Origin of the sequence: Streptomyces sp. NPDC058864 (assembly GCF_042742985.1) — a bacterium.
Lineage (GTDB): Bacteria > Actinomycetota > Actinomycetes > Streptomycetales > Streptomycetaceae > Actinacidiphila.
This window is the reverse complement of the sequence record NZ_JBHYMQ010000106.1, coordinates 1-18,865: the sequence shown is the minus strand read 5'-3', so window position 1 is coordinate 18,865 and position 18,865 is coordinate 1. Positions and strand designations below refer to the sequence as shown.

At 71.6% G+C, this 18,865-nt stretch carries 17 protein-coding genes, 2 tRNA genes, 3 pseudogenes and 1 riboswitch; of the genes and pseudogenes, 10 read left to right on the top strand and 12 right to left on the bottom strand.

The window, feature by feature from the left end; all coding sequences use genetic code 11:
• Positions 1-275 precede the first annotated feature (275 nt).
• The gene (locus tag ACFW3D_RS39835) at positions 276-899 is read left to right on the top strand and encodes a TetR family transcriptional regulator (RefSeq protein WP_500513115.1); all 624 of its coding nucleotides are present in this window, start codon (positions 276-278) and stop codon (positions 897-899) included.
• A gap of 14 nt (positions 900-913) precedes the next feature.
• On the opposite strand, the gene ACFW3D_RS39830 is transcribed toward ACFW3D_RS39835, so the two are convergent.
• Both ACFW3D_RS39830 and ACFW3D_RS39825 read right to left on the bottom strand, forming a co-directional pair.
• A complete protein-coding gene (locus ACFW3D_RS39830) occupies positions 914-1,147 on the bottom strand; it encodes a ferredoxin (RefSeq protein WP_500513113.1) in 234 nt (77 codons plus the stop codon).
• 4 nt (positions 1,148-1,151) lie between these two features.
• Complete coding sequence (locus ACFW3D_RS39825) at positions 1,152-2,615, bottom strand: aldehyde dehydrogenase (protein ID WP_500513111.1); 1,464 nt, start codon at positions 2,613-2,615, stop codon at positions 1,152-1,154.
• A gap of 116 nt (positions 2,616-2,731) precedes the next feature.
• Here ACFW3D_RS39825 and ACFW3D_RS39820 point away from each other — a divergent pair, with 116 nt between their 5' ends.
• From ACFW3D_RS39820 to ACFW3D_RS39795, 6 genes are all read left to right on the top strand, one after another.
• Positions 2,732-3,736 (top strand): Strvi_7410 family MBL fold metallo-hydrolase, encoded by a 1,005-nt coding sequence (locus ACFW3D_RS39820; RefSeq protein WP_500513109.1) that lies wholly within the window; start codon positions 2,732-2,734, stop codon positions 3,734-3,736.
• Positions 3,737-3,824: 88 nt separating this feature from the next.
• A riboswitch (cobalamin riboswitch) is annotated at positions 3,825-3,886 on the top strand.
• Positions 3,887-4,009: 123 nt separating this feature from the next.
• Positions 4,010-5,152, top strand: a complete 1,143-nt coding sequence (locus tag ACFW3D_RS39815) for an SCO2321 family membrane protein (protein WP_500513107.1) — start codon at positions 4,010-4,012, stop codon at positions 5,150-5,152.
• Entirely contained in the window at positions 5,149-5,769 is a 621-nt protein-coding gene (locus ACFW3D_RS39810) for an SCO2322 family protein (protein WP_500513105.1), read from the top strand. The genes ACFW3D_RS39815 and ACFW3D_RS39810 overlap by 4 nt, the downstream gene beginning before the upstream one ends.
• Positions 5,770-5,969: 200 nt before the next feature.
• The gene (locus ACFW3D_RS39805; RefSeq protein WP_500513119.1) at positions 5,970-6,998 is read left to right on the top strand and encodes a CbiQ family ECF transporter T component; all 1,029 of its coding nucleotides are present in this window, start codon (positions 5,970-5,972) and stop codon (positions 6,996-6,998) included.
• Entirely contained in the window at positions 6,995-8,608 is a 1,614-nt protein-coding gene (locus ACFW3D_RS39800) for an ABC transporter ATP-binding protein (RefSeq protein WP_500513103.1), read from the top strand. Before ACFW3D_RS39805 ends, ACFW3D_RS39800 begins: the two co-directional genes overlap by 4 nt.
• Positions 8,605-9,459 carry an ECF transporter S component gene (locus ACFW3D_RS39795; RefSeq protein WP_500513101.1) on the top strand — a complete coding sequence of 285 codons (855 nt, stop codon included), beginning with the start codon at positions 8,605-8,607 and terminating at the stop codon, positions 9,457-9,459. The genes ACFW3D_RS39800 and ACFW3D_RS39795 overlap by 4 nt, the downstream gene beginning before the upstream one ends.
• Before the next feature lie 88 nt (positions 9,460-9,547).
• On the opposite strand, the gene ACFW3D_RS39790 is transcribed toward ACFW3D_RS39795, so the two are convergent.
• Positions 9,548-10,717, bottom strand: a complete 1,170-nt coding sequence (locus ACFW3D_RS39790; protein WP_500513099.1) for a steroid 3-ketoacyl-CoA thiolase — start codon at positions 10,715-10,717, stop codon at positions 9,548-9,550.
• Positions 10,718-11,072: 355 nt separating this feature from the next.
• Between ACFW3D_RS39790 and ACFW3D_RS39785 the strand changes: the two genes are divergently transcribed.
• Positions 11,073-12,326 carry a cytochrome P450 gene (locus tag ACFW3D_RS39785; RefSeq protein ID WP_500513097.1) on the top strand — a complete coding sequence of 418 codons (1,254 nt, stop codon included), beginning with the start codon at positions 11,073-11,075 and terminating at the stop codon, positions 12,324-12,326.
• Between the two features lie 64 nt (positions 12,327-12,390).
• Positions 12,391-12,465, top strand: a tRNA-Val gene (locus ACFW3D_RS39780).
• 92 nt (positions 12,466-12,557) lie between these two features.
• On the opposite strand, the gene ACFW3D_RS39775 is transcribed toward ACFW3D_RS39780, so the two are convergent.
• From ACFW3D_RS39775 to ACFW3D_RS39745, 7 genes and pseudogenes are all read right to left on the bottom strand, one after another.
• A complete protein-coding gene (locus tag ACFW3D_RS39775; protein ID WP_500513117.1) occupies positions 12,558-12,833 on the bottom strand; it encodes a tyrosine-type recombinase/integrase in 276 nt (91 codons plus the stop codon).
• Positions 12,831-13,100: pseudogene (locus ACFW3D_RS39770) on the bottom strand (plasmid transfer protein); the annotation flags it as partial. The pseudogene ACFW3D_RS39770 and the gene ACFW3D_RS39775, both read right to left, overlap by 3 nt.
• A 3-nt stretch (positions 13,101-13,103) precedes the next feature.
• Positions 13,104-13,419: pseudogene (locus ACFW3D_RS39765) on the bottom strand (SCO3933 family regulatory protein).
• A gap of 60 nt (positions 13,420-13,479) precedes the next feature.
• A pseudogene (locus ACFW3D_RS39760) lies at positions 13,480-14,319 on the bottom strand (IS3 family transposase); the annotation flags it as partial.
• Between the two features lie 22 nt (positions 14,320-14,341).
• The gene (locus ACFW3D_RS39755; protein WP_500513095.1) at positions 14,342-14,695 is read right to left on the bottom strand and encodes a hypothetical protein; all 354 of its coding nucleotides are present in this window, start codon (positions 14,693-14,695) and stop codon (positions 14,342-14,344) included.
• A gap of 253 nt (positions 14,696-14,948) precedes the next feature.
• Positions 14,949-15,037 (bottom strand) — tRNA-Ser (locus ACFW3D_RS39750).
• Between the two features lie 557 nt (positions 15,038-15,594).
• Positions 15,595-16,086 (bottom strand): DUF6924 domain-containing protein, encoded by a 492-nt coding sequence (locus tag ACFW3D_RS39745; protein WP_500513093.1) that lies wholly within the window; start codon positions 16,084-16,086, stop codon positions 15,595-15,597.
• A 436-nt stretch (positions 16,087-16,522) separates the two neighbouring features.
• On the opposite strand from ACFW3D_RS39745, the gene ACFW3D_RS39740 reads away from it, so the two are divergent.
• Positions 16,523-17,011, top strand: a complete 489-nt coding sequence (locus ACFW3D_RS39740) for a hypothetical protein (RefSeq protein WP_500513091.1) — start codon at positions 16,523-16,525, stop codon at positions 17,009-17,011.
• Positions 17,012-17,278: 267 nt separating this feature from the next.
• On the opposite strand, the gene ACFW3D_RS39735 is transcribed toward ACFW3D_RS39740, so the two are convergent.
• Positions 17,279-18,025 carry an SMI1/KNR4 family protein gene (locus tag ACFW3D_RS39735; RefSeq protein ID WP_500513089.1) on the bottom strand — a complete coding sequence of 249 codons (747 nt, stop codon included), beginning with the start codon at positions 18,023-18,025 and terminating at the stop codon, positions 17,279-17,281.
• A 272-nt stretch (positions 18,026-18,297) separates the two neighbouring features.
• Positions 18,298-18,507 carry a hypothetical protein gene (locus tag ACFW3D_RS39730; RefSeq protein ID WP_500513087.1) on the bottom strand — a complete coding sequence of 70 codons (210 nt, stop codon included), beginning with the start codon at positions 18,505-18,507 and terminating at the stop codon, positions 18,298-18,300.
• Positions 18,508-18,865: the final 358 nt, after the last annotated feature.

The window sequence follows — 18,865 nt, the reverse complement described above, 5'->3', positions numbered from 1 at the left end:
GGGGTGTGCAGGGGTGCGCCCGGAAGCGACGAGCGGCGGACCCGGGACGGAATGACCCGGCAAATCCGCGAGCGCTGAGGACGTGCGCCGGCGCGGCCCCAACCCCCAACGCACGCAGCGAGGCGGTCACTGACCGACCGGGGCAACGGGAGGGCGGGCGGGAAAGCCCCCCACCGAAACCACAACCCACCCGCACACGACGACACACCGGCCGGCGGCGCAGCCCTTACGCTGGGAGGCGGTTCCGCACGGCGCACAGATTCGGATTGGGACAGATGACCGCAGCTCCTCAGCCGACGCCGTCCCCCGTGCCGCTGACGGAACGTCAGGAGGCCCGCCGCCGCCGCATCCTGCGCACCAGCGCCGAGCTCGCCGTGCGGGGCGGCTTCGACGCCGTCCAGATGCGCGAGGTCGCCGAGCAGTCGAACGTCGCGCTCGGCACCCTCTACCGCTACTTCCCGTCCAAGATCCATCTGCTCGTCGCCACGATGCGCGACCAGCTGGAGCACCTCCACGCGGCCCTGCGCAAGCGCCCGCCGTCGGCGGCCGCGCCCGCGGACCGCGTGGCGGAGACGCTGATGCGCGCGTTCCGCGCGATGCAGCGCGAGCCGCACCTCGCCGACGCGATGGTGCGGGCGCTGACGTTCGCCGACCGGTCCGTCAGCCCGGAGGTGGACGCCGTGTCGCGGCTGACGACCGCGATCGTCCTGGACGCGATGCGACTGGACGGGCCGCCCGGGCCCGAGCTGCTGTCCGCGGTGCGCGTCATCGAGCACACCTGGCACTCGGCCCTGGTGACCTGGCTGTCCGGGCGCGCCTCGATCGCCCAGGTGAAGATCGACATCGAGACGGTGTGCCGGCTGATCGACCTCACCGATCCGCGCCGCGCGAAGCCCTGACCCCTCGGGCCCGTTCACTCCTCGGGCGGGAAGACCGCCTCGCCGGAGCCGGCCAGCGTGATGCTGATCGCCTCCACCGGGCAGCCCTCCGCCGCCGCGAGCAGCGCCTCGGCGGCGTCGGCGTCCGGGGCCGCGGGGTGGGACTGCCGGGCGGAGTCGAGGGTGAAGCCGCCCGGCGCGGAGTTCACGCACATGCCCGAGCCGATGCACACCCCCCGGTCGACCTCGACGTGCCACCGGTCCCCCACGGGCTCAGCCCTCCCAGCCCGCGGGCAGGTGGACCATCTTGTGCTCCAGGTACTCGCCCAGCCCCTCGGGGCCGAACTCGCGCCCGAGCCCGGAGTTCTTGTAGCCGCCGAAGGGGCCGAGCATGTCGAGGCTGAACGTGTTGACGTTGAACGTGCCGGTGCGCACCCGGCGGGCGACGTCGATGCCGTGCTCGACGTCGCCGGTCCAGACGCTGCCGGACAGGCCGTATTCGGAGTCGTTGGCGATGCGGACGGCCTCGGCCTCGTCCTCGTACGGCAGCAGGCAGATGACCGGGCCGAAGATCTCCTCGCGGGCGATCCGCATGGAGTTGGAGACGTCTCCGAAGAGGGTGGGCTCGACGTACCAGCCGGTGGGCTGCGCCTGCGGGCGGCCGCCGCCGGTCAGGACCTTGGCGCCCTCCTGCTGTCCCAGCGCGATGTAGTCCAGGGAGCGCTGCTGCTGGCGGCGGGCGACCAGCGGCCCGACCTGGGTGGCGGGGTCGAGGGGGTCGCCCACGACGAGGGCGGAGGCGGCCGCGGCCAGGCGCTCGGCGGTCTCGTCGTAGCGGGAGCGGGGCGCGAGGATGCGGGTCTGGGCGACGCAGGCCTGGCCGTTGTTCATCCAGGCGGCCGAGACGATGCCGGGCACGGCGGTGTCCAGGTCGGCGTCGGGCAGGACCAGCGCGGCGGACTTGCCGCCGAGTTCCAGCGTCACCCGGGTGAGGTTGCGGGAGGCGACCTCCATGACGCGCTTGCCGGCCGCGACCGAGCCGGTGAAGGAGACCTTGTCGACGCCGGGGTGGCCGACCAGGTACTCGCTGACCTCGCGGTCGGCGGGCAGGATCGACAGCACGCCCTCGGGCAGCCCCGCCTCGGCGGCGATCTCGCCGAGCAGGTAGGCGTCGAGCGGTGACTCCGGCGACGGTTTGAGGATCACCGCGCACCCGGCGAGCAGCGCGGGGGCGAGCTTGGCCGCGGCGGTGAACTGCGGGACGTTCCACGGGACGACGGCGGCGACGACGCCGGCCGGCTCACGGCGCACCAGGATCGGGCCGAGCACACCGGCCCGCCGTTCCTCCCAGGTGAAGCCCCGCGCGACGCCGATCGCCGCGTCCCAGACCATCATCGCGCCGAGCGCCTGGGCGAGGACGCTCCAGGAGTAGGGGGAGCCGTTCTGCGAGCTGATGACGCGGGCGATCTCCTCGTGGCGCACGGCGATCGCGTCCTTGATCCGGGTGACGACCTCGATGCGCTCGTCGAGGGTCGCCTGCGGCCACGGGCCCTCGTCGAAGGCCCTGCGGGCCGCGGCGACGGCCCGGTCCACGTCCTCGCGGGAGGCGTGCGGCACCCGCGCGAAGACCTGCTCGGTGTGGGGCGAGACGACCTCGATGGTGCCGGTGCCGAGCGGGTCCACCAACTGCCCGCCGATGTAGAGCTGTCCGTGTTCGACGATCCCGTTCCCGTCCATGCCTGTCCCGTCCCGCCTTTGGCTGACGCCTCGTCAGAAAGTGACTCTGCTTCAGAACTGATACCAGTTCTAGTTATGGTGGGCAATGCACGCGACCGGAGTGGAGAGGGGACCTCATGGAGCACGGCGACGGCATCTGGAGCATCCCGGTCCCGATCCCCGACAACCCCCTGGGCCACACGCTCGTCTACGTCGTCGACACCGACCGCGGCCCCGTCCTGGTCGACACCGGCTGGGACGACCCCGCCTCCTACGCCGCCCTCGCCGACGGCCTCACCGCGCTCGGCGCCTCCGTCGCCGACGTCCACGGCGTCCTCGTCACCCACCACCACCCGGACCACCACGGCCTGTCCGGCAAGGTCCGCGAGGCCTCCGGCGCCTGGATCGCCATGCACCCCGCCGACACCGCCGTCGTCCGCCGCGCCCGCGGGGCCCGGCCGGGCGTGTGGCTGGACTACCTCGCCGGCAAGCTCGCCGCCGCCGGTGCCCCCGAGGAACACCTCGCCCCGCTGCGGGCGGTGCGCGCCGAGCGCCGCGCCGCCGACGTACCCGGCCTGCGGCCCGCCCTCCCCGACCGCGAGATCGTCCCCGGCGAGCGGGTGCCGCTGGCCGGCCGCGCCGTCCGCGCCGTGTGGACCCCCGGCCACACCCCCGGCCACGTCTGCCTCTTCGAGGAGGACGGCCGCCGCCTGTTCTCCGGCGACCACCTGCTGCCCGGCATCTCCCCGCACATCGGCCTGTACGAGGACCCCGACGACACGACCGCCGGCGACCCCCTGGGCGACTACCTCGACTCCCTCGAACGCGTCGCCCGGCTCGATCCCGTCGAGGTGCTGCCCGCCCACGAGCACGCCTTCACCGGCGCCGCCGCCCGCGTACGCGAACTGCTGGACCACCACACCGCCCGGCTCGCCTCGCTCCGCGCCCTGGTCGCCGAGGCCCCCCGCACCCCGTGGCAGCTCGCCGAGGCCATGCAGTGGAACCGCCCCTGGGAGCAGATCCCGTTCCCCTCCAGGAACATCGCCGTCGCCGAGGCCGAGGCGCACCTGCGCCGGCTGGTCAAGCTCGGGCACGCCGAACCGGTGCCCGGGTCCGACCCGGTCGCGTACACCGCGGTGTGAGGCAGACCGCACCAGGCCGGGCACGGCGCGCCACGCGGGCCCGGCTAAGGTGTGCTCGACACAACCAAGTCCAATCACGTCCGAGCGGGGGAAGCCGGTGCGAATCCGGCGCTGACCCGCAACCGTGAGCCGCCCCCGCCCGGGGAGGCCCAGCCGGAGCACCCGCACGGACGGGAGCGGCTCTTCCGTCGAGGTACACGGAGCCGGAGCCCGGTGCCGTGACCGCGCGCCCGCATCCGTCTGCGCGACCGCTCACCCGAAAGGCACCACCCGATGCACCTGCGCCGCACCGCCGCGGCCGCCCTGGCCGCCTTCAGCACGCTCCTCATAGCCGCGTCGCCCTCGCCGTCGCTCGCGGGCCCGGCCGCGCCCGCCGCGCTGTACGGGGACGCCGACCCGACGTACGACGGCGTGTGGCGCCAGTCGTACGCGCTGCTGGCGCTGCACGCGGCCGACACGGAACCGGCCGGCGACGCGGTGGAGTGGCTCGCCCAGCAGCAGTGCGCGGACGGCGGCTTCGCCTCGTACCGCGCCGACGCGACGGCGCCCTGCGACCCGAAGACCGAGGACACCAACGCCACCGCCATAGCCGTCCAGGCGCTCGCCGTCCACGGCAAGGACTTCGCCGTCAAGCGCGCCGCCGAATGGCTCGCCAAGGTGCAGAACCGCGACGGCGGCTGGTCCTACAACCCCGGCGGCGCCTCCGACGCCGACTCCACCGGTGTCGTCATCGGCGGCCTCAAGGCCGCCGGCACCGACGTCAAGTCCGTGACCACCGACGGCCTGTCGCCCTACGACGCGCTGCGCTCCCTCCAGCTGGCCTGCGGCAAGAAGGACGGCGGCGCGTTCGCCTACCAGCCCGACGCCAAGTCTGGTGCTCTGGAGGCGAACGCCAAGGCCACCGCCGACGCCGTGCGCGGCGCCGAGGGCGCGGGCTTCGTCGTCGAGGCCCCCGACCGCGACGTCGCCGTGCGCACCGAGTGCGGCGGCAGCGCCTCCGACGCGGGCGCCGCCTGGCTCGCGGCCCGGCTCGCCGCGGGCGGCAGCCACTTCGACGCCGTCACCCCGGGCTCCGACCAGAAGACCCCCGACTACGGCACCACCGCCGACGCCGTCGTCGCCCTCGCCGCCGGTGGCCACCTCGACGCCGCCAAGGGCGCGTACAACTGGCTCGCCGCCAACTCCGGTGCCTGGGCCAAGGAGAGCCCCACCGCCCTCGCGCAGCTCGCGCTCGCCGCGTACGCCACCGGCAACCCCATGCGCGACCACGTCACGCGGCTCAACGCCCTCGGCCCGGTCGCGGAACAGAAGCCCGACTCCTCGGGCGGCAGTTCGGTGTGGTGGTTCGTCGGCGCCTGCCTGGTCGCCGGCATCGGCATCGGGGTGCTGCTCGCCGGCCGGAAGCACCGGCTGTGAGGCGGCCGCCCCTCACGGCGGCGGCACTCCTCCTGGCCCTGGTGGCCGCCCTCCTCGCGACGCCCGCGCACGCGGCCACCTACCGGTACTGGTCCTTCTGGCAGCGTGACGCGGCCGCCGGCACGTGGGCGTACGCCAAGACGGGGCCCGCCCTCAGCCGCCCCGGCGACGGCGCCGTCGAGGGCTGGCGCTTCGGCGTCAGCCCCGACGCCGACTCGGCCGCCCGCCCCCGCGGCACGGCCCGGTTCGCCGCAGTCTGTGACGGCACCCCGGCCCGCCCCGGCACCAAGCGCATCGCCCTGCTGCTCGACTTCGGCACCGCCGCCGACGCCCCGGCCTCCCGTGCCGCCTGCGCCCGCGTCCCCGTCGACGCCACCTCCGCCGACGCCCTGGCCGCCGTCGCTCCCCCGCTGCGCTACAACTCCGCGGGCCTCGTCTGCGCCATCGCCGGCTACCCCGCCACGGGCTGCGGCGAGCAGGTCGCCGACGCCGCCGCACCCCCCGCCACCTCCTCCCCCGGCCCCGCGCTCGGCACGTACGGCGCCGCCGCCGTCGTCCTCCTCGTCGCCGCGGCCGCCGCCTGGCAGGTCCGCCGCCGCCGGAGCGACCGCCCGTGACCACCGCCACGCCCCTGCCGTGGGCCTCCACGCCGCCCGCGGGGGCCGGCCATCACGCCGTCGCCCGCAGCGTGGACGGCGGCGGTTCCGCCCACCTGCGCGCGCTGCTGCGGCCGCGGCGGCCGGACCACGCCGGTGACGCGGGCCCGGCGGGCGGACGGGCGGGCCGGGCGCGCGGGCCGCATGCGGGGGCGTGGTGGCTGTGGGCGCTGGGGCTCGCCACGGCCGCGTCGCGGACGTCGAACCCGGCGCTGCTCGCGCTGCTCGCCGCGGTCGCCGGGTACGTCGTGGCCGTGTGCCGGGTACCGGACGCGCCCTGGTCGCGGTCGTACGCCGCGTTCCTGCGCCTGGGCCTGGTGGTCATCGTCATCCGGCTCGCGTTCGCCGTCGTCCTGGGCTCCCCGGTACCCGGCACGCACACCGTGCTGGCCCTCCCCGAAGTGCCGCTGCCCGACTGGGCGCAGGGCGTCCGCCTCGGCGGGCGGGTGACCGCCGAGGGGCTGTGGTTCGCCTTCCGCGAGGGCATGCGGCTGGCCACCCTCCTGGTGTGCCTCGGCGCCGCCAACGCCCTGGCCAACCCGGCCAGACTGCTGAAGTCACTGCCCGGCGCCCTGTACGAGGCGGGCGTCGCCGTGGTCGTCGCGATGACGTTCGCGCCGCACCTGGTCGCCGACGTCCGGCGGCTGCGGACCGCCCGCAGACTGCGGGGCCGCCCGGCGAAGGGCGTACGGGCGCTGCTCCAGGTCGGCCTGCCCGTGCTCGAGGGCGCTCTGGAGCGTTCCGTCGCCCTCGCGGCCGCCATGGACGCCCGCGGTTACGGCCGTACCGCCGAGGTGCCGCCGGCCGTGCGCCGGGCGACCGTCGCGCTCACCCTCGGCGGGCTGCTCGGGCTGTGCGCGGGCACGTACGCGCTGCTGGCGGCCGCGGGCGCCGGGTACGGCCTGCCGCTGCTGCTCGCCGGTGCGGCCGCCGCCGTAGCGGGGCTGCGGCTCGGCGGGCGGCGCTCCGTGCGCACCCGCTACCGTCCCGACCGCTGGGACGCGACCGCGTGGCTGATCACCGCCTCGGGCGTGGCCGTCGCCGCGCTGACGATCTGGGCCGCCGGGGCCTCCCCCGCCGACCTGGACCCGCCCGTGGTGCCGCTGACCGCGCCGTCGCTGCCGCTGTGGCCCGCGGCCGCCGTCCTGCTGGGCCTGCTGCCCGCACATCTGAAGGGAGCCCGCCCGTGATCCGCTTCGAGCAGGTCTCCGTCATGTACGACGGCTCCGCCGAACCCGCTATCGCCGATGTCGGCCTGACCGTCCCCGAGGGCGAACTCTGCCTGGTCGTCGGGCCCTCCGGCTCCGGGAAGTCCACGCTCCTGGGAGCCGTCTCCGGCCTCGTGCCGCACTTCACCGGCGGCGTCCTCACCGGCCGGGTCACCGTCGCCGGGCACGACACCCGCACCCACAGGCCGCGCGAACTCGCCCATGTCGTCGGCACCGTGGGCCAGGACCCGCTCGCGCACTTCGTCACCGACACCGTCGAGGACGAACTCGCCTACGGCATGGAGTCGATCGGTCTCGCCCCCGACGTGATGCGCCGCCGCGTCGAGGAGACCCTCGACCTGCTCGGCCTCGCCGACCTGCGCGACCGCCCGATCGGCACCCTCTCCGGCGGGCAGCAGCAGCGCGTCGCCATCGGCTCCGTCCTCACCGTCCACCCACGGGTGCTGGTGCTGGACGAGCCCACGTCCGCGCTCGATCCCGCCGCGGCCGAGGAGGTGCTCGCCGTGCTGCAGCGGCTCGTCCACGACCTGGGGACGACCGTGCTGATGGCCGAGCACCGCCTGGAGCGGGTCGTGCAGTACGCCGACCGGGTCGTCCTCCTCCCGGGCGGGGGCGCCGCCCCGGTCACCGGTCCGCCGGCCGAGGTCATGGCGGTCTCGCCGGTCCGGCCGCCGGTGGTCGCGCTCGGCCGCCTCGCGGGCTGGTCCCCGCTGCCGCTGTCGGTGCGCGACGCGCGCCGCGCCGCCGCCCCGCTGCGCGAGCGCCTCGCCGGCCGCACCCCGCCCGCGCCGCCCGCGCCCGCCACCGGCGAGCCCGTCGCAGCCGTCACGGGACTCACCGTGCGCCGCGGCCGTCTCGACGCGCTGCGCGCGGTCGACCTGACCGTGCGGCCAGGCGAGACCGTGGCCCTGATGGGCCGCAACGGCGCGGCCAAGTCCACCCTGCTGTCCGCCCTCGCCGGCCTGCACGCCCCCGCCTCGGGCAGCGTGCGCGTCGGTGGCCTGGAGCCGTCCCGCACCAGGCCCGCCGAGCTGATCCGCCGGGTGGGCCTCGTCCCGCAGGACCCCCGGGACCTGCTGTACGCCGACACCGTCGCCGCCGAGTGCGCCACCGCCGACGCCGACGCCCGCGCCACCCCCGGCACCTGCCGCGCCCTGGTCGGCGAGCTGCTGCCCGGGGTCGCCGACGGCGCCCACCCGCGGGACCTGTCCGAGGGCCAGCGCCTGGCGCTCGCCCTCGCCGTCGTCCTGACCGCCCGGCCCCCGCTGATCCTCCTCGACGAGCCGACCCGCGGCCTGGACTACGCCGCCAAGGCCCGGCTCGCCGCGCACCTGCGCACCCTCGCGGCGGACGGCCACGCCGTCGTCCTCGCCACCCACGACGTCGAGCTCGCCGCCGAACTCGCCCACCGCGTCGTCGTCCTCGCCGACGGCGACCTCGTCGCGGACGGGCCCACCCCCGACGTCGTCGTCTCCTCCCCCGCGTTCGCCCCGCAGGTCGCCAAGGTGCTCGGTCCGCTCCCCTGGCTGACGGTCGACCAGGTCGGCACGGCCCTGGCGGGGCCGGCGTGACGGCGCCCGCGCCGCGCGCGGTCCGGCTGGGCGGCCGGTCCGTGGCCGCGCTGACGCTGGTCTCCCTGATCGGCGTGGCCGCGTTCGGCTGGCCGCTGCTCGCCGACCCGGGCTCCGGGCTCGCCCACAGCAAGGACGCTCCCTGGCTGTTCGCGTTGCTGCTGCCGCTGCTGCTCGCCGTCGTCATGGCCACGATCGCCGACGACGCGGAGGGCCTGAGCGCCAAGTCGGTCGCCATGCTGGGCGTGCTGGCCGCCGCGGGCGCGGCGCTGCGCCCGCTCGGCGGCGGCACGGCGGGCATCGAGCCGATGTTCTTCCTCGTCGTGCTGTCCGGCCGGGTGCTCGGGCCCGGCTTCGGCTTCTCGCTGGGGGCGTTGACGATGTTCGCCTCGGCCCTGCTCACGGGCGGGGTCGGGCCGTGGATGCCGTTCCAGATGCTCTCGATGGGCTGGGTGGCACTCGGCGCGGGCCTGCTCCCGGGCGCCGCCCGGCTGCGCGGCCGGGGGGAGCTCGTCCTGGTCGCCGGGTACGGGGCGGTGTCCTCGATCGCCTACGGCACGGTCATGAACCTGCAGGGCTGGCCGTACCTGGGCGGCATGTCCTCCGGGGTCTCCTTCGTGCCGGGCGACCCGCTCGCGGACAACCTCGCCCGCTTCGTCGCGTACTGCCTGGCCACCTCGCTCGGCTGGGACGTCCCACGCGCCGTGCTGACCGCCGTTCTGGTCCTCACCCTGGGCCCGTTCGTGCTGCGCGCCCTGCGCCGGGCCACCCGGCGCGCCGCGTTCGGCGCGCCGGTCGCCTTCGGGGAGGGCGCTTCGCGCCCGCCGCGCGTACCGCCTCGGTCGCGCTGAGGTGCCGGCGCCGCGTCCCGCGTCCCGCGTCCGCCGGCCGGCCCTGGGCGGCCCGGAGGGCCGCCTGGACCCGCCGCACCCCGCGGGCTCAGATCCGCTGGATGATCGTGCCCGTGGCGAGGGCCCCGCCGGCGCACATCACGATCAGCGCGAACTCCTTGTCCGCGCGTTCCAGTTCGTGCAGCGCCGTGGTGATCAGCCGGGCCCCGGTGGCGCCCACGGGGTGGCCGAGGGCGATCGCGCCGCCGTTGACGTTGACCTTCTCCAGGTCCTGGTCGAAGACCCGGGCCCAGGACAGCACCACCGAGGCGAAGGCCTCGTTGACCTCGACGAGGTCGATGTCGTTCAGGGTCATCCCCGCCTTGCCGAGCACCGTGCGCGTCGCGTCGATCGGCCCGTCCAGGTGGTAATGCGTGTCCGCGCCGACCAGCGCCTGCGCCACGATCCGGGCCCGCGGCCGCAGCTTCAGCGCCCGCGCCATCCGCTTGGACGCCCACATCACGGCCGCCGCACCGTCCGAGATCTGCGAGGAGTTGCCCGCGGTGTGCACGGCCGTCGGCATGATCGCCTTCAGCCCGCCCAGCGCCTCCATGGTGGTGTCGCGCAGCCCCTCGTCACGGTCGACCAGCCGCCACATGCCCTGGCCGGCGTGCTGCTCCTCCTCCGTCGTGGGCACCTGCACGGCGAAGGTCTCCCGCTTGAAGCGCTCCTCGGCCCAAGCCCGCCCGGCCCGCTCCTGCGACAGCAGCCCGAGCCGGTCGACGTGCTCCCGGGTCAGCCCGCGGCGCCGGGCGATGCGCTCGGCCGCCTCGAACTGGTTGGGCAGGTCCACGTTCCACTCGTCCGGGAAGGGCTTGCCGGGCCCGTGCTTGGAGCCGCTGCCGAGCGGCACCCGCGACATGGCCTCGACGCCGCAGCCGATGCCGATATCGATCACCCCGGCCGCGATCATGTTGGCGACCATGTGGTTGGCCTGCTGCGAGGAGCCGCACTGGCAGTCCACGGTCGTCGCGGCCGTCTCGTACGGCAGACCGCAGGCCAGCCAGGCGTTGCGCGCCGGGTTCATCGACTGCTCCCCGGCGTGGGTGACCGTACCGCCGACGATCTGCTCCACGGCGTCGGGCTGGATGCCGGTGCGGCCGAGCAACTCGCGGTATGTCTCACCGAGCAGGTAGGCGGGGTGCAGATTGGCGAGCGCGCCGCCGCGCTTGCCGATGGGGGTGCGTACAGCTTCGACGATGACGGGTTCAGCGGCCATGTACCTCGTCCTCTCCTCGGCCGCGGGGCGTCCCGGCGCCCACGGCAGAACTAGTACGCGTTCTAGTTCCGCCAGCAGTCTGATTACCGGCGGTACGCGGGCGCAAGGGTCGTGCACCAAGCCGGCCGATCCGCACCGTCACGGGCCTTGCGACTTGAAGGGGGCGGGGCTACCGTCCACAGGCAAATCTGATGGAGCGTCAGAGAACGGTGTGCGGGGACGTTTCGCGGACCGCCACCCCCAGGGAAGCCCCGGAGACCACCACGGAGAAATCGGGACCACCCGGACCACCAGCCGGACCACGACCCGGACCACGACCCGGACCACGCCGGACCACCCGGACCAGGAGCCGCCGATGTCCGCCACGCCGCCGCCCCCCTCCTGCCCCGCCCTCCCCGACGGCTTCGACTTCACCGATCCGGACGTCAACCAGGAGCGCATACCGCTCCCGGAGTTCGCCGCCCTCCGGCGCACCGCGCCCGTCTCCTGGATCCCCCAGCCTCACGGCATCGCGGGCTTCGGGGACGACGGCTACTGGGCCGTCACCCGCCACGCCGACGTCAAGACGGTCTCCACCACCCCCGAGACCTTCTCCTCCCGCACCAACACCGCGATCATCCGCTTCAACGAGCACATGCAGCGGGACCGGATCGACGCCCAGCAGCTGATCATCCTCAACATGGACCCGCCCGAGCACACCCGCCTGCGGCAGATCGTCCAGCGCGGCTTCACCCCCCGCGCCATCCGCGCCCTCGAGGACGCCCTCCGCCGGCGCGCCGAACGCATCGTCGCGGGGGCCGCCGCCCACGGCAGCGGCGACTTCGTCACCGACGTCGCCTGCGAACTGCCCCTCCAGGCCATCGCCGAGCTCATCGGCGTCCCCCAGGAGGACCGCGGCAAGATCTTCGAGTGGTCCAACAACATGATCGGCTACGACGACCCCGAGCTCGCCATCACCGAGGAGATCGGCACCGAGTCCTCCATCGAGCTCATCTCCTACGCGATGAACATGGCCACCGAACGCAAGGCCTGCCCCGCCCACGACATCGTCACCAAGCTCGTCGCCGCCGAGAACGAGGGCAACCTCACGACCGACGAGTTCGGCTTCTTCGTCCTCGTACTGGCCGTCGCCGGGAACGAGACCACGCGCAACGCCATCACCCACGGCATGCACGCCTTCCTCACCCACCCCGAGCAGTGGGACCTCTTCCGCGCCGAGCGCCCCCGCACCGCCGCCGACGAGATCGTCCGCTGGGCCACTCCCGTGACCTCCTTCCAGCGCACCGCCACCCACGACACGGAGCTGGGCGGCGCCAAGATCCGCGAGGGCGACCGCGTCGGCATCTTCTACGCCTCCGCCAACCACGACCCCGAGGTCTTCACCGCGCCCGACGCCTTCGACATCACCCGCGACCCCAACCCCCACCTCGGCTTCGGCGGCGGCGGCCCCCACTTCTGCCTCGGCGCCAGCCTCGCCCGCCTGGAGATCGACCTCATCTTCAACGCCGTCGCCGACACCCTCCCCGCCATCCGCCTCGCCGGGGAGCCCCGCCGCCTCCGCTCCCCCTGGCTCAACGGCGTGAAGGAACTCCGCGTGACCTACGCATGACCGCGAGCGTCCGATTGCTGGCCACCGGGTATGGCAGGGTAGGGTGTGCTTTCGCGTGTCCAGCGGGCGTGTAGCTCAGCGGTAGAGCGCTGCCCTTACAAGGCAGATGTCGGCGGTTCGAAACCGTCCACGCCCACCAGCCCCAACGCATGGCAAAGGCCCAGGTCATCCGGTATGAGTCCGGAAACCTGGGCCTTGATCTTTTGCCCGGGGTGAGGGCCGCCGTGCCACTCACGTGCCAGAAAGTCCACCGGAATCCACATCGGAGTCCGTCCCCGTGACCCGCTGGATCTGGTCGTCCACGTGCCCGGCGATCTCGTGGTCGCGGCCGTTGGCGAGGTGCTGATAGATCAGCGCGGCCCGCACCGACGAGTGCCCCATGCGGTGCATCAGCTCGCGCGTAGAGGCCCCGCCGGTCGCAGCCAGGGTGTTGCCGGTGTGCCGCAGATCGTGGAAGTGGACGTCCCCGAGGCCGGCCTTGCCGATGGCCCGCAGCCAGATCGGCACGAGGCCGGTCCTGGTCGGCCGCACCCGCCGGATCCGAGGAGCCCGCGGCCCGGGCACGGGTCGATTGGCGGCCCGAGCGAGCGCCAGGCGCCAACGCGACGGCGGGACGGTCAACCCGCAGGCGTCCATCACCGAGCTGTAGCGGACGGCCACCCGGAGCAGCGCGAGCGAGACCCCGAAGGTCAGCCAGTACCAGGCGGGGCGCCGCCACCGCAGAACCAGCGCGGTGGCGACGACCAGCAGCAGCGCGACCGTGAAGCGGGTCATGGGTCAGACCGCCTTCGCGACGCCGGCGGCGAGCGAGGTGACCGCGACCGCGCGGAAGCTGGTGCCGTGGCGGCGCTGGCCGTTGAACTCGTTCTCCCACGGCCGGGCCACCAGGCCATTCAGCGCGACGGGCGTGCCCATCACCAGGTCACCCGAGATGCCCGGTTCCGGCACGGTCACCGACAGGATCTCAACCTCGCCGTTCGCCTCAAACGTCACGTCCACGGTCATCATCGTCGCGCCGGTCTCGGCATCCGTGGCGATCTCACCGGTACACCATCACGGTGGCGGTGGAGGTGTCCACGGGGATCTGACGCATCGTCTGTCTCCTGTTGGAGTAGGCGTTCGGGTCTGATGCAGGTTCGGGTGACAGGTTCGGTCACGCGGCCTGGAGGGCCGGTGGGGTCATGACGGTTTCGAATTCGACGGGGGTCAGCCGGCCGAGTGCTGCTTGTCTGCGGCGGCAGTGGTAGGTCCGCTCGATCCAGGTCACGATCGCGATCCGCAGTTCTTCACGGGTGGCCCAGGTCCGGCGGTCGAGGACGTTCTTCTGCAGCAGGCTGAAGAAGGACTCCATGGCCGCGTTGTCGCCGGCTGCCCCGACTCTGCCTATCGATCCGGCCATCCGGTGACGGTCGAGTGCCCGGACGAATTTCCGGGACCGGAACTGCGATCCGCGATCGCTGTGCAGGATGCATCCGTCGACGTGTTCGCGCCGGGCCACGGCGTTGTCCAGGGCGGTCACGGCCAGGCGGGACTTCATCCGCACGTCGATGGAGTAGCCCACGATCCTGTTGCTGAAGGCGTCCTTGATCGCGCAGAGGTACAGCTTGCCGTCGCCGGTGGCGTGTTCGGTGATGTCGGCGAGCCACAGGCGGTTCGGAGCGTCAGCGGTGAAGTTGCGGCGGACGAGGTCGTCGTGCACCGGCGGGCCGGCCTTCTTGATCCTTCCGCGCTTCTTGCCGAACACGCTCCACCAGTGGTTGTCCCGGCAGATCCGCCATGCGGTCCGGTCGGCCATCGCGGCCCCCGAGCTGCGGGCTTCGTCGGCCAGGAAGCGGTAGCCGAACTCGGGATCCTCGCGGTGGGCGTCGAACAGCGCGTTCGTGCGATGAGCCTCCTCCAGCACGGTGTCGGTCACCGGCTTGTCGAGCCAGCGGTAGTAGGGCTGTCTGGCGAGCTTGAGCACCCGGCACGTCACCGTGACGGGCATCCCGTCGATACCAGGCCCCGCACCGAAGTCAGTTGTCTAGGTCGTCTTCCGGTCCGAGAGGGCGAAGGGCCGATTCGTAATCGCCCGTGACGACCAGGTCATCGATCACCCGAACCATGGATGAGATGCCGGCATGGCGGACGATGAGTTCGTCCCAGCAGTAGAAGTACGTGCCGTCAAGGCACTCGCCCGTGTCCTTCCACCGATCCATCAGGCGCCGGACCTCGTCGAGGGTAAATATCGTCCCGGACCACCGATTACCGTCGGGGAAGGTCAGCCACATGTCGACGTTGCAGACCTCCTCCAGGTCTTCGCCCGCCCCGGGCACGAAGCAGATCTCGTAGTCTTCGCGCTTCACCCGGTAGAACGGGCCGTCCCACATGTCGCCTCCGAGAAGCCTCTGCCGCATCGACTCGCGCGGAAACTAGCGCCACAAGCAATCGCACACCAAGTCCACGCCATCAGCGGCACTCAACCAGTCCGTCGCACCCACCATGCAGGCATCCCCGTTCGTGCCCCTTCCGTGCCCGATCAGACGGGAAACCAAGGGGAAGCACGGTGCCCTCGGGCACGAAGAAGGGGCGCCCCCGTGTCTTGGGGCACCCCTTCTGTCCAGCGCCTTCGCCGGCCTACTGCGGAGAGTGCGGGATTTGAACCCACGGTGACATCGCTGCCACGACGGTTTTCAAGACCGTGTGCGGTTTGACTCGCCCGTTGAGACTCCACCGACCTACTCCTGAATTGGCAGGTCCGGGTGCGTAAGCAAAAAGATCATGTACGCGATGGCTGCCGTTGTTCCCACAGCCGAAAGCGCAAGCCCAGTCAGAGGCTGCGCGCGGCTCGCACCTAGACGTGAGGCGGCGCGATATTCAATGACACCCCGGACCAGACCCGTCAGGCCAAGCGGCAAGGCAACGAACCAAACGAGCATCCAGAACGGACAGCAGAACCAGAACCCGACGGATACCGCGCCGAAGGGCACAGCCAGACTCCATCGCTCGGATCTGCCGCTAGTTGGATCACCAGTACGGGGCATGAGCTGATCAAAGCAGCCGAGGTGCGCAGCTCGACAACCACCCCTGCCTGGGCCGTCTCTGGGCCGTCCGAGGGCGCGCAACGACGACCAACGCCGACAACCGTTGACCACTCAATCGCAGGTCACAGCGTTGATCGTCTAGGCGAGCCCAGGTCAGCGGACCTCTGGATCACTTCTTCGACAACTGATGTCGTTTCTGCGTCCTGCCGATGTAACCGAACGAGGGAATTTCCGCAGGTTCACCCTCAACGGTCAGTTGTCCAGGAGGGGCGAAAGGTCCCCTCAGGGTCATCGTGGGCCCATCCTGCGAACTCCTCGAAGCCCAGGTTGGCGATACTCAGATTCGCGTAGATTTCGTGGACCCCCGCTGGGACGGTTCGAAACTCGCGGCCGAACTCAGTCAGCTGCTCGTAGTCCTCGTCATCTACGCACTCATCTCGCGTCAGCGTAGTAACCGCCAGCAGCGCGTGAACCTCATCCTTCATGGTTTCCTGGTCAACGAGGAAGACTACGGATACGTCCTCGTCAGCGCGAACGGCACACAGCACCTCTTCAACGGTTGCTCCTGCCCAGGCCGGATCGTTGACGAAGTACACCTCCGCCTCGTACTGCCTATCCCCCCACGGCTTCATCAGAACAGCCACCACGTTCTGCCATGCCTGGTCGTCCTGGTAGTCGGTCCTGATGACCAAGGCATCGAACTCATTGCGACCGGTGACGGCGGGCAGCACTCTCATTGAGTCTCTCTCCTTGATGACGCGCGACGGGCGGTGCCGCAACTGTCCCACGGGACGAAATCGTCGCGCCTTGCCAGGTCAGTGTTCATCTTGGGTGACTTGGTGGTGGCTGGCTGCTCCGGCCGCATCGCCGACACTTCCGGTGATAGTTCGCATGAGATGTTGGCGGGGAGATGGACCGCCCCAGATGCGCACCAGAACGGGCGGTCAGTCGCGGTCAATGGCGAGCAACGACAGAGCTCTGCGACTGGGCCCAGAGATGCCATAAGCCCAGATCAGAGGCACGATTCGCCGGCTTCAGACGGTGATTCCCAAGCTCAGGGTGCGGCTCCTAGTCGGGACCGGCCGCCTCGGTGCCGTACAGACCCCGTCCGATAACGTCCCTCCAGGGCTCTGGAGCAGCCGATAGCTCTAGGCGGTCGTGAGGGCGGGGCAGATGGGCGCGGATGTAGAGCGCGAGCGCTGGGAGTTGCGGGCCGAGGGCGGCGTGGGGCCGTTGCGGTTCGGGATGTCGCCGGCAGAGGTCGCCGAGGCGCTGCTGGTCTCCGAGCCGGAGGCGCGGGTTGGTGGTCCGTACGGGCAGGAAGACTTCCCGGGCGGCGTGAAGGCGTTTTACGACGTGGGCAAGCTCGCATGCGTCGCGTTGGACGCAGTCGCCGGCCCTCAGGTCTTTTTGGCAGGCTTTCCGCTGGCAGGCAGCGATCCAGCGCAGGGCCATGAGTTCCTCCTGGATTACGCTGCCGAGCATGGGAACTGGGTGCTTTACACCCCTGACGCGTCGCTCTCGTTGACCGATCTCGGAGTTCTCTTGCGTGAGCAGAGGGTCGGGGAGGCACTCCTCACTCGCCCGCTCTTCGTGAAGGAGGAGTGGTTGGAGTCGGAGTACTACCGCAACCACCTTCCGCTGGAAGGGGTCCCGGGCTGAGCGCTCGACGCGGGAGAGCTCTCCTGACGGCAGAAGGTGACGGCAACAGAGCCGTACGCGTGTGGACCTTGACGGTTACAGGCAGCCTGCCTCGTGCCCTCGTTGTTGAAGCGCGGCAGCGCGCGCGTAGTTATGAATGAACTTACAAAGCAAGTGTCGGCGGCCCGAACGGTGCACGCCTACCCCGAAGTGGCACCGTACATCAATCCAGCGGCGTGCCCAGTCCTCACGGCAAGGCGCTCGTCTTCACGTCCTCGCAAGCAGGCTTCACCGGTTGAGTGCCTCATCCCAGACGCCTCTGCCATCCGCCCAGGTCCATAGCCAACTGCGCAGTGAGGCCGATGCGTGTCTCAGGCCGTCGTGAGCGTCTTCGCCCCAGCCGGGAACCCACCCGTCGGCGTCGTAGAGCAGCACCGGGTTGCCGACCGCGGTGAGGGAGAGGTGCCACTCCATCGTGCAGCCGCCGTAAGCGAGGTGCAGCCACGACGCCGGCACTCCACGCGCACAGTTGCGCTCGTGGAGGCTGACCGAGCTTGGCCAGTCCCTCAGGTGGCCCGGGACACGGTTGCCGTCGGTCAGTGAGGCAAGGCCGCTGTCTGGGCCGAAGCCTCCGTTGGCAACCTCGGTATAGACGCGGCGGAGCAGTTGGGGAAGACGGCGCCCAATTCGCTGTTCTGCCTTCTCAACGTCTGCCATGGAGACTGGCGGGAAGAGCGGGCCGCGGGGAGCGTCCGCGTAGTAGACAGCGACCTCCTCAACGTCGGACTTGAGCTGTACCGTCCCGTTGCTGCTGCGCGACCTGATGACGTCCTGGAGCTGCTCCAATCGAGTGCCGCCGTAGCGCTCAGAGATCCACAGAACGGGAACGTCAGCCGTGTCGAATCGCCGTCCCGGATCGCACGCCCGACCACGCAGCTTCTCGATCAGCGCATCGTCGTTCTCCTCGGTGGCGCTCGGCTCGTCGACAGACTCCTGTCTGAGCGGTGCGGGACCAGGGAACGAAGGGGAGGTCATGCGCGGGAGCCTAGTGCTGAGCTCTGACAAGCTTCGGCGAGCACCGAGCGGGCACCGGATGTGTTGGCGTGCCACAACCGTGCCACATCGAGCGGTCAGTCACGGTCAACGAAGGTCCATGGCAGTCGACATGACTCGCTGAACTGGAGAATCCTCAGAGCTGCCTTGACCTGCGCACCCTCGTTAGCCCTGACCACCAGGCTTACAAGGCTGTGGTCACGGCATAGGGGCAGCTCACCGCAGTCGATGGGTGGGGCGGGATGAGCAGCGCCCTACAGGACCCACAGGGCTGTGTCGACGACGACGAGCAGTGCTCCCAGAGTCAGGGCGATGAAGCCGTTTCGCCTCACGGTCCTCGCGGTCTCGAAGACCCCTTCCGCCTTGTCGCGTCGCGCCGAGGCCAGGAGAAGGAGTGCCAACAGCAGGCTGATGAGCCCGATGGCCCCGAGGAAAACCCCTACCAGTCTGCCGAGCATCAGCACGGTGCCTGCTTCCCTCGCAGCGATCACAAGAGTCCCCCCACGAACACGAGTTCTGACCTAGTCTCCGCCCATGGTGGAGCCGAGAGCTTTCCACCACAAGATCGAAGCCGATGAGATGTGATGTACGTGCTGGTGACCGGCGACCCTGCCGGGGTGGTGCCATGTTGGCGACTCATCTGATGGCCGTACCTGATGTGTGGCCAATCAGGCGGATGACCGTGGGCCGTCATAGTCCGTACGAGCCCGGCTGCACCTCCGTGGTCGGTCACGTCCGTTGGAGTGGTGTATCGACGGCCACTCGGTGATCTCTTCTTTGAGGCTATGCGGTGAGTTCGGTGGGCAGGACGGTGCCGTGGGT